The sequence below is a fragment of the Nostoc sp. LPT genome, assembly GCF_017115165.1.
In the GTDB taxonomy this organism is placed as follows: domain Bacteria; phylum Cyanobacteriota; class Cyanobacteriia; order Cyanobacteriales; family Nostocaceae; genus Nostoc.
This window is the reverse complement of record NZ_JABXKF010000164.1, coordinates 25,345-34,869: the sequence shown is the minus strand read 5'-3', so window position 1 is coordinate 34,869 and position 9,525 is coordinate 25,345. Positions and strand designations below refer to the sequence as shown.

Sequence of the window (9,525 nt, the reverse complement as noted above, 5' to 3'; positions counted from 1 at the left end):
ATGGCCACAAACCACCCAATTGGAACCAACGGGTGAGGTCGCCTTGAGCTTCTGGCCCCCACAACAGCAATAGGGAGTGTCCCATGCTGTCAGCGGGGGTGGATACTGCCACTGTCAGGAAGTTACAGCCTTCTAGGTAAGAGGAGGCTAATCCGTGGGTGTACCAAGAGGTGACGAATGTGGTGCCGGTCAGCCAACCGCCTAGTGCGAGGAAGGCGCAAGGGAACAATAGTATCCCTGACCAACCTACAAATACGAAGCGATCGCGCTTGAGCCAGTCGTCGAGAACGTCAAACCACCCTCTACTGGGGGCGCGTCCAACTGCGATGGTCATTAGAGCAAAATCCTCTTTTTTTACTAAAATTGCAACGTTTCTAAGACAGTACGGAGAGCCAGTGTAACCGACTGCCGTGAGGAATTAACGTTTTTTTTGACAATCTCAACTGCTTTTAACCAACTGAGATTCTGAGAGCTTGCTGACTAGTTAAGTCATTATTTCTCAGGGTTATGACATTACACGTAACATCGGCTAGTAATCTAGCTTGTGTTAACTTAATGATTCTTAACTTATCACACTACTCAGGGTTTTTGCCTGATACGCAAAAGCAAATGAGCTATGAAACACGAACCTTATAAATAATATGAATATCAGAATTTTTACAATTTGACACAACTTTTCTCAGAAATCTGAAAAAATTTAATGCAGATGGACGTAAATAAGTAACTCATTTCAAGAGGTCAAAAAGAGGCAGGGAGAGGGGAGCAGGGTAGAAGGGGGGGCACAGGAGCAGGGAGAAAGAATTTTTATCAGCCATTGAGTGAAGAAATAGTACAACATTCCCTAAAAAATTATATCGTTAGCAGGAACATGGAAGGGCGCAGTTGAGTTTTGTCAACGATGTTTGGTAAAATGTGGATGGTCACTTCGCTGCTACGGTCGTTGATACACCTCTAGAAAACCTATGTGAAACGTTAGACAAGGAGAAAGGAAGTTGGCACATCTTGACTAATACAAATACGCCTAAGTGGTTTGTCCCGTAGTACAAGTAAGCCAGCATCATTGGGGACAGTAAAATTTGTAAAGTACAAAGTAAAAAATTTATAGTCTACGGTAGGGTTCCCGTGGACTTCAAACATAGCTCTGGGTGCCTCCTAAACAGCAATAGCTGGATTGGCACAGAGTACAACCACTTTATGCAAGAGCATTCAGTGTGCGAGTATGTCACAGCGAGTATCTCATGGGCAATGGTAGTTCAATGACGACATCAACAACGATTAACAAAGGCGATCGCATCCTGCACCAAAATGTTCTCGGTTCTCGTCGGTTCAGTAACTACTGGTGGGCAACTATCGTTACCTTGGGAGCAAGCGGCTTTTTATTGGCTGGAATATCCAGTTATTTAAAAGTTAATTTACTCTTAGTTTCCGATCCTACTCAACTGGTATTCGTCCCCCAAGGATTAGTGATGGGGTTATATGGTGTAGCTGGCTTGCTATTAGCCACATACCTGTGGCTAGTAATTTTATTGGATGTTGGAGGCGGTTACAACGAATTTGATCGGGAAACTGGCGCAATCAAAATCTTCCGCTGGGGGTTTCCTGGCAAAAACCGCCGAATTCAGATTGATAGCCGCATAGAAGATGTCCAATCTGTACTAATAGACGTAAAAGAAGGTCTTAACCCCCGTCGCGCCCTCTATCTACGCATTAAGGGACGGCGAGATATACCCTTAACACGGGTTGGACAACCCTTATCTTTAACAGAGTTGGAAACAGAAGGCGCAAAGTTAGCCCGCTTTTTGGGAGTATCGTTAGAAGGATTGTAAGGGAGTGAGGGAAGAAAAGGGGGAGCAGGGGCAGGGGGCAAGGGAAAGAATAAAAGTAACCTCTTTCCCCTCTGCTCCCAGCTCACTGCCCCTCTGCCTCTTATGCCAATGCCCCTCAAAACGATAATATACTCTGGTTAAATCGGTAACAGGCAATGCGGTTAAAAATTTCACAATTTTTGCTTTCTCTTGTGATTATTAGTGCCTTAATGTCGGGAGGATGTTCAACACAGCAACTCGCTTCTAATACGTCTTCTCCAACCTCGATAGCTACCTCGACTACCCAGACGACTACTGAAGCAACATCTGTATCTCAAACTAGTAGTGAGAGTATTCCTGGACTAGCAGATTTACCGCGCCTCGAAGGCAAGGCTACTGTGGTAATCACGGTTAAAGGTTCGCCGATTACTATCGAAGTAGACGGCACTAATGCCCCTATTACAGCCGGCAACTTCGTAGATTTAGTGCAAAAGGGTGTGTACGATGGTTTAGCTTTCCATCGAGTTGTGCGCGAACCCCAACCGTTTGTAGTTCAAGGGGGCGATCCTCAAAGCAAAGACCCGAAAGTTCCAGCAGATAGACTAGGAACAGGTAGCTATATTGACCCAAAAACGGGAAATGCTCGTTATATACCTTTAGAAGTTAAGCCCAAAGGTTCAGATATTCCGATTTACAATAAACCATTTGATGCTACTGCTCAACCCGTCGTATTACCCCATAAACAGGGTGCAGTAGCAATGGCGCGATCGCAACCACCAGACTCTGCTTCTGCCCAGTTTTACTTTGCTTTAGCGGATCTAGCGTTTTTGGATGGTAACTACGCCGTGTTTGGCAATGTCACTCAAGGCTTTGATGTAGTAAACAAAATTCAGCAAGGCGATCGCATTGACTCTGCTAAAGTCACCCAAGGTGCTGAAAATCTGAAAACACCCGGAAAGTAGGAGGAGCAGGGGGAGAAGAGGAGCAGGGGAAGTAATAAAAGAACTCCTAACTCCTAACTTTTAACTCCTAATTTTTAACTCCTAAATTGCTGAAGGTTGTAGTCACAGGTATTGGTTTAATTTCCGCTTTAGGTGGAAGCTTAGAGGATAGTTGGCAAAATTTGCTGGCAGGTAAATCTGGAATTCGATTACATCAACCATTTCCAGAACTTACACCACTTCCTCTAGGTTTGATTAATCAACAACCATCTGAGTTGACAATGTTAACTCAGATGGTTGTTGCTTCTGCTTTGCAAGATGCTGGCTTAGTTCCACCTTTAGCTGATTGTGCTGTAGTCATTGGATCGAGTCGTTCTTATCAAGCGTCTTGGGAAATGCTGGCAAGGCAAATGTATGGAGATGCAAAGATGCGGCAAATTTCCCCGTCTCCCCGTGTGTCTCTGTCCTCTTTTGGAAATTGGCTAGATAGATTACCTCAGATGAATGCGATCGCAGCTACCAGGCAAATCGGTGCATCGGGGATAGTTTTGGCACCGATGGCAGCTTGTGCTACTGGAAGTTGGTCTATTGCCCAAGCAGCTTTACTTATACAAACTGGGCAATGTCAACAAGCGATCGCAGGTGCAGTGGAAGCACCGATTACACCCCTAACTTTAGCTGGATTTCAGCAGATGGGTGCTTTGGCGAAAACTGGAGCTTATCCCTTTGATTTACATCGGGAAGGCTTAGTGTTGGGTGAAGGCGCGGCTGTGTTTGTCTTAGAATCAGCAGAGTTTGCAAAGCAGCGTCAAGCAAAAGTGTATGGTGAAATTCTCGGTTTCGGCTTAACTAACGACGCATATCATAGTAATTCACCAGAACCTGAAGGTAAAAGTGCGATCGCTGCTATCAAACAATGTCTAGAACGTAGTTGTCTATTACCAGGCGATATTGATTACATTCATGCTCATGGCACAGCTACCCAGCTAAATGACCAGATGGAAAGTATGGTAATCCAGCGTTTGTTTCCCGAAGGCGTAGCAGTTAGTTCCACCAAGGGAAGCACAGGTCATACACTAGGGGCCTCTGGAGCTTTAGGTGTAGCTTTTTCTCTCATGGCGCTAAAGCATCAAATATTACCACCTTGTTTAGGATTGCAGCAGCCAGAGTTTGATTTAGATATCGTCACAGCAGCACGTCTAAGTAAAATTCGACAGGTATTATGTTTGAGTTTTGGCTTTGGAGGACAGAATGCTGCGATCGCGTTAGCAAGGTAAAAACTTGTATTGAATGATTAATTTACTTTTTCCTGGTTTATATCGATTAATTCAACTTGGTACTATAGTTTTGAAAAATAAATTGTGATTAAAAGGGAATATGAATGGCGATTGCTATTCGACAAGCTCGTGACGACGAACTTGAAGCGCTGATTCCGATACTACTGTTGGCAGAACAATCGGAGCGTGCACTGCGATGGGGACTTGCCAACCTCGTTGATGCTGTATATCGCATGGACGACAGCGAACACTTGGTTGGTGCAGCAACGATGAAATGGCGCAGCGACCCCTGCGAAATTATGGAACTTGGTATAGCCCGTGAGTTTCAAAGGCAGGGTTTAGGTAAGGAGTTCGTTGCTTGGTTGATTCAAGAGGCGAAGCAACGCGGCAAGAAGCAGATGCTCGTCGGCACGTCTAATTCAAGTATCGCCAACATTGCTTTTTATCAAAAGTGCGGATTTCGGATGGATCATGTGCGCCAGGACTACTTTTGGTATTTACCTGAGCCAAGTTACGAAAACAGCATTCAGATTCAGGACTTGCTCGTCTTTCGTTTCGATTTGGTGCCATGCTCAACTAGGAAAAAAAACAAACTCAAAGAGGAAAAGCAAATTAGGTATGAAAGCTAGGGTAAAATTAGTTCTTCGGGATGAAGAGAGAGAATGGCAGCAATAATGGTTCCCACTTAAGTCTGCCTGCTCACCGAAAAATTTACAGCTTAATTGAGATCGTAGCCTAGATATAGGTATGGCTACTTTAAGTTTGAGTGACTAGAAAGAAAAAGGTACAAGCCCCAAAATTTATTTATGGGGTTGTTACTTTTAACTTTTGACTTTTGACTTTTGACTTCCCCGCAGGGGCTGACTAGTGCTATGTACATTGAATCATTATCGATAGCAACCTTGGAGCAAGCAATTCACTTAAGAGAGGAAGTTTTCCCAGGCGTACGATATTGCAAGGCTTTTTGTACATTCGATTATTTCAAGTGCCTGAAACGATGATTTTTCGTTCAAACTAGATCAAAAAGCGATCGCATCACAGTGCGATCGCCTTTTTTATAGATTTTGTCAAAGCCTACATCATCGGCAGCTAACAAGCCAATTCTCATCGCAGGCAAAGCCTTTCATAGCAACTTTAGAGGAAGAGGCAATCAACGGTGCGAAGCGATGCCTACAGCAGTAAACTACTCTCCTAGAACAAATGCACCAGAACCACAGGCTGGATCAAACTAGGGAAGCGATCAATTTCTTACAGGAAAAGGCGACTGAGTGCGATCGCCTTTATTTATGGAGAGCGATCGCAGCCATTGAGCTATCTGGCGGATTCCGCCAGATAAGGCGATCATAACCAACCTGAGTTCGGGTTAAAGATAAGGAGGTAAAAACCACTCCAGTTGAAGGCTAGGTTTCTTAGGTTGATGACAATATGAAGCAATTTCAACATCCGAGAAACTGGGCGAACTAGAGAAAATCTAAATTGTCTAGAGTGAATGTATTAGTCCGTATACTGCTTTGCACACACAGCAGGATATACAATATAAAACTGTAACAAAAACTACAAAACCGTTATTTTTCCAAAAAAAAGGATAAGCTTAAGTACAGATGAGATCCGGTTCGTAAAGATACCGTGATTAGGAGAAAGTTTTATGATTTCAAAATCTCTATTGCTGACAGAACCTGCTTCTCCAGCGCATATATGCCCATTTGACCAAGCCTGTAGCTACTTAGAGGCGGCAGCTAAAGAATTAAATTTAAATCAGGGTTTGCTGGAAATTCTCAGCCACCCGCGTAAGGTTGTCACGGTTTCCATTCCCGTGAAGTTAGATGATGGGGAAATACAGGTTCTCGCTGGACACCGCGTACAGCACTCTGATGTCTTAGGCCCATATAAGGGTGGAATTCGTTACCATCCGGCTGTGACACTGCGGGAAGTATCCGCTTTAGCAATGCTGATGACCTGGAAATGTGCCTTGTTAGGTATTCCTTACGGTGGTGGGAAGGGTGGCATTGCTATAGATCCCAAACGCTACAGTGTTGGCGAATTAGAGCGAATCAGCCGCCGTTATATCAGTGAGTTGATTAAAGATATTGGGCCTTCCGTAGATATTCCTGCGCCAGATATGGGTACTTCTGCTCGTGAGATGGCTTGGATGATGGATACTTACTCTGTAAATATTGGTCATGCTGTACCAGGAGTTGTAACTGGAAAACCCCTTTCAATTGGTGGTTCTCTGGGAAGAGAAATGGCAACTGGACGTGGCGTGATGATTACTGTACGTGAGGCGCTAGCAGATCGAGGTAAATCCTTGGCAGGAGTGCGAGTAGCTATTCAGGGTTTCAGTAACGTCGGCTGTGCCGCAGCAGAATTATTATATGAAGCAGGCGCGAAAATTATCGCGGTTTCAACTAGTGCTGGGGGAATATTCTCTGAAGTCGGTCTTGATATTCCCAAGTTGAAAGTCTACGCCGCTGAAAATCGCAAGAGTATTGTGGGTTTCCCACAATCTGTACCAATTAGCAATGCAGATTTATTAACTTTACCCTGTGATGTCTTAATACCAGCGGCTTTGGAGAACCAAATCACTGAAGAAAATGTGAATCAGGTGCAGGCGCAGATTGTAGCAGAAGCAGCTAACGGCCCGCTTACTCTTGAGGCTAACTTGGCGTTAGAGGCGCGGGGTGTGACAGTGCTACCCGATATTTTGGCAAATGCTGGCGGTGTAGTAGTCAGTTATTTAGAGTGGGTGCAGGGTCTGTCTTACGTATTTTGGGATGAGGAGCGTGTCAACCGCGAAATGGAATATTTAATCGTACAAGCGTACCGCAAGGTGATTCATCAGTCGGAGGTGCGGCAAATTTCTTTAAGGTTAGCAGCTTACACACTGGGGGTAGGTAGAGTCGCGCAGGCACTAACTGACAGAGGTCTTTATCCTTAGTTTGTTTTAGTTTTATTCATGAGGCAGAATAGATCGTTGTCGGCAGTAATTTTACTTGAACCGACAGTGATTTATCTGCCTTTTTTATTGAGCGATCGCTATAACATCAGTAGTACACGATGGCGGAAGTTTCCCCACCTTTAACCAGTTACTCAGAGCAACTTGTCTCACCAAGCTGATATTATTTGGTCAAGGATATTTTAAAGCTACCTTATGACTCGCTAGAAGGTGCAGCAGCATTAATCAAGTCTGGTGTCTCCTCAACAGGAGGACGCTCAATACTTTGAGCCGATGTGGGACGTTGATGGCGATCGCGAGTTTTTATCTGCACAGGTTGACCAGTTTCAATTGACTGATAAAGTGCTTGAATAATACTAACATCAATCAACCCTTCCGTTCCAGATGGCTCTGGCTCTTTATCTTGCAGAATACAATCAGAGAAGTAGGTAAATTCAGCTGCTAATTGATCGCGATCCTCAAAAGTTCGCTCTTGGGTTTCACCATTAATTGTCAGGTAGTGCTTCAGTTCTCCCTGCCAAGCATAAGCAGATTCTACTCGCAAATCGCCTTGAGTACCCACAATCTGATAGCTCGAAACACTTGCCCCTCCAAAGCTACAGGTAAATGTTGCCAATCGCTCATTAGGGAAACGCAAGATGACGCTAGTCATTTCTTCCACTTCGCTAAAGCGTTCTTCTCCCTTACTGGCAGCTACAGCAAATACTTCAATTGGTTCATCTTGAAATAGGTAACGTGCAGCATTAATGCAGTAGATGCCAATATCATAGAGCGTGCCACCACCTGTGGCATCTTGTAAACGAATATTGCCTTCTTCCACTTGCTGAGTAAAAACCGAGTTGAAAATTCGTGGTTCACCAATTTGCTTTGAGCGCAAAATTTCGACTGCTTGTAAATTGGCTTCTTCTAAATGTAAGCGGTAGGCAATCATCAGCTTCACATTATTGTCATCGGCAGCTTTAATCATTACCTCACACTCTTCTTCTGTTACTGCCATTGGCTTTTCACATAACACATGAATTGCTTGATTGGCAGCCCGCACAGTGTAGTCACAATGCAAGTGATTGGGCAGCGCAATATAAACTGCATCAACCTCGCCGCTTGCCAGACAGTCCTCATACTCCTCGTAAGAGTAAGTATGATTAATACCGTACTTTTTGCTCAGTTCTTCGCTTTTTGTGGGGTCATCTGAAACCAGTGCGACTAATTTCGAGTTTTCAGTGTGGACAAAGGAAGGCAAGGCGGCTTCTTGAGCAAACCAACCTAAACCAACAACGGCATAACGAATTTTACGCTGATCATTTGTAGCAGTCATTTTTATACCTCATGATGAATTAATAGCTTGGTAATTTTAATTAATGCCCTAATTAACGCCATCTGCAACTTTACTCTCAAACCTAACCCCCAACCCCTTCCCTACTAGCGTTGGGGAGAAAGAATCAAAGCCTCTCGACCTTTCGGGGAGAGGAATGGAAGCGGGGTTTTAACAATAAGTCGCACATAGCGTTAATTACGTGCAAGTTATGGCTAACTGTTTATCTGCTTTAATTAATGAAAGAATGTCTGTTGCTTTATTTTTAGCCATCTTTTCCCTTCACTAATAATCAATTTCTAGGGCTGAGAATTTGGAGATTGATGAATGATATCTTGTATATTCTCAGTGACTTGGTAAATTAAAACCTCATTCTTTCAGTAAGCTTTAGTTCCAACTTAAGGAATATTTCTAGTATTGCACCCTAACTGAAATTCATAACCTTGGCATGATGGATACTGAGTATGGAGCATTAGCAGCCCAAGGCTAGAACCCCAACCTGGAACACCAACTGAAGATTTCCCCACAGACCAATCGCTTATATAATCAATCAACCAACAACTCAACTTTCTTTATTATGATGGTGTCACAGGGAGTATTTTTATTTTTGTGAGAGATTGGAGGCAATTCTGAATATTCACAATCTGAAGCAAAATTGGTGTATAAAATACACAGTGTAAAATACAAATAATAGAAGTTTAACAAGTGTATGGTGATCGAAATACAACCAATAACTCAGACTTTATACGACCAAGATTATTACCTTTGGCTCAGGACAACCATCAACCAACTTCGCACTAGTCAGTTTTCATCTGTGGATTTAGATAACTTAATTCAAGAGTTGGAAGATATGGGCAGGAGCCAGAAGCGAACAGTGAAAAGTTTGTTAATTCGACTTTTTGAACATCTGCTTAAGCTCACATACTGGAATGTGGAACGGGAGCGAAATGAAGGGCATTGGAAAGGTGAAATTAGGACATTTCGTAGAGAGATTAAGGATGAACTCAAAGATAGTCCTAGTCTTAAGTCTTATATCTTAGAAATATTTGATCAATGTTATGAAGACGCAAGGACAGAAGCAAGCGATCGCTCTCAACTTTCCATTGACATATTCCCCTTAATACCCATTGGTTCTTTAGAGCAAATTTTAGATGAAAACTGGTTTCCCGAATATAACCACAATCATCACGCTAAAGCCAATTAGAATAGATACTTAATTTGTGCTGACCGGATAAAG

General features: G+C 43.4%; 9 protein-coding genes and 1 pseudogene. 8 read left to right on the top strand and 2 right to left on the bottom strand.

Features of this window, described 5'->3' with window-relative positions; translation table 11 throughout:
* A pseudogene (locus HWQ58_RS31480) lies at positions 1 to 334 on the bottom strand (photosystem II D2 protein (photosystem q(a) protein)); the annotation flags it as partial.
* A gap of 922 nt (positions 335 to 1,256) precedes the next feature.
* Here HWQ58_RS31480 and HWQ58_RS31475 point away from each other — a divergent pair.
* From HWQ58_RS31475 to HWQ58_RS31445, 7 genes are all read left to right on the top strand, one after another.
* Positions 1,257 to 1,826, top strand: a complete 570-nt coding sequence (locus tag HWQ58_RS31475; protein WP_292871703.1) for a photosystem I assembly protein Ycf4 — start codon at positions 1,257 to 1,259, stop codon at positions 1,824 to 1,826.
* 155 nt (positions 1,827 to 1,981) lie between these two features.
* Complete coding sequence (locus HWQ58_RS31470; protein WP_292871701.1) at positions 1,982 to 2,767, top strand: peptidylprolyl isomerase; 786 nt, start codon at positions 1,982 to 1,984, stop codon at positions 2,765 to 2,767.
* 89 nt (positions 2,768 to 2,856) lie between these two features.
* Positions 2,857 to 4,023 (top strand): beta-ketoacyl-ACP synthase, encoded by a 1,167-nt coding sequence (locus tag HWQ58_RS31465; protein ID WP_292871705.1) that lies wholly within the window; start codon positions 2,857 to 2,859, stop codon positions 4,021 to 4,023.
* A gap of 104 nt (positions 4,024 to 4,127) precedes the next feature.
* Positions 4,128 to 4,652 carry a GNAT family N-acetyltransferase gene (locus tag HWQ58_RS31460; protein ID WP_292871699.1) on the top strand — a complete coding sequence of 175 codons (525 nt, stop codon included), beginning with the start codon at positions 4,128 to 4,130 and terminating at the stop codon, positions 4,650 to 4,652.
* A gap of 571 nt (positions 4,653 to 5,223) precedes the next feature.
* Positions 5,224 to 5,370, top strand: a complete 147-nt coding sequence (locus HWQ58_RS31455) for a hypothetical protein (protein WP_292871697.1) — start codon at positions 5,224 to 5,226, stop codon at positions 5,368 to 5,370.
* Positions 5,371 to 5,668: 298 nt separating this feature from the next.
* On the top strand, positions 5,669 to 6,958 hold the full coding sequence (locus HWQ58_RS31450) for a Glu/Leu/Phe/Val dehydrogenase (protein ID WP_292871695.1): 1,290 nt from the start codon (positions 5,669 to 5,671) through the stop codon (positions 6,956 to 6,958).
* A gap of 18 nt (positions 6,959 to 6,976) precedes the next feature.
* On the top strand, positions 6,977 to 7,102 hold the full coding sequence (locus HWQ58_RS31445; protein ID WP_292871693.1) for a hypothetical protein: 126 nt from the start codon (positions 6,977 to 6,979) through the stop codon (positions 7,100 to 7,102).
* A 67-nt stretch (positions 7,103 to 7,169) separates the two neighbouring features.
* On the opposite strand, the gene HWQ58_RS31440 is transcribed toward HWQ58_RS31445, so the two are convergent.
* On the bottom strand, positions 7,170 to 8,291 hold the full coding sequence (locus tag HWQ58_RS31440) for a Gfo/Idh/MocA family oxidoreductase (RefSeq protein WP_292871691.1): 1,122 nt from the start codon (positions 8,289 to 8,291) through the stop codon (positions 7,170 to 7,172).
* Positions 8,292 to 8,997: 706 nt separating this feature from the next.
* Between HWQ58_RS31440 and HWQ58_RS31435 the strand changes: the two genes are divergently transcribed.
* A complete protein-coding gene (locus HWQ58_RS31435) occupies positions 8,998 to 9,492 on the top strand; it encodes a DUF29 domain-containing protein (protein ID WP_292871689.1) in 495 nt (164 codons plus the stop codon).
* Positions 9,493 to 9,525: the final 33 nt, after the last annotated feature.

What these genes read in the sequence shown, in the direction of transcription:
- HWQ58_RS31475 (WP_292871703.1), top strand. Translation starts at nt 1,257, where the DNA reads ATGACGACATCAACAACGATTAACAAAGGCGATCGCATCCTGCACCAA.
- HWQ58_RS31470 (WP_292871701.1), top strand. Translation starts at nt 1,982, where the DNA reads ATGCGGTTAAAAATTTCACAATTTTTGCTTTCTCTTGTGATTATTAGT.
- HWQ58_RS31460 (WP_292871699.1), top strand. Translation starts at nt 4,128, where the DNA reads ATGGCGATTGCTATTCGACAAGCTCGTGACGACGAACTTGAAGCGCTG.
- HWQ58_RS31455 (WP_292871697.1), top strand. Translation starts at nt 5,224, where the DNA reads ATGCACCAGAACCACAGGCTGGATCAAACTAGGGAAGCGATCAATTTC.
- HWQ58_RS31450 (WP_292871695.1), top strand. Translation starts at nt 5,669, where the DNA reads ATGATTTCAAAATCTCTATTGCTGACAGAACCTGCTTCTCCAGCGCAT.
- HWQ58_RS31445 (WP_292871693.1), top strand. Translation starts at nt 6,977, where the DNA reads ATGAGGCAGAATAGATCGTTGTCGGCAGTAATTTTACTTGAACCGACA.
- HWQ58_RS31440 (WP_292871691.1), bottom strand. Translation starts at nt 8,291, where the DNA reads ATGACTGCTACAAATGATCAGCGTAAAATTCGTTATGCCGTTGTTGGT.
- HWQ58_RS31435 (WP_292871689.1), top strand. Translation starts at nt 8,998, where the DNA reads ATGGTGATCGAAATACAACCAATAACTCAGACTTTATACGACCAAGAT.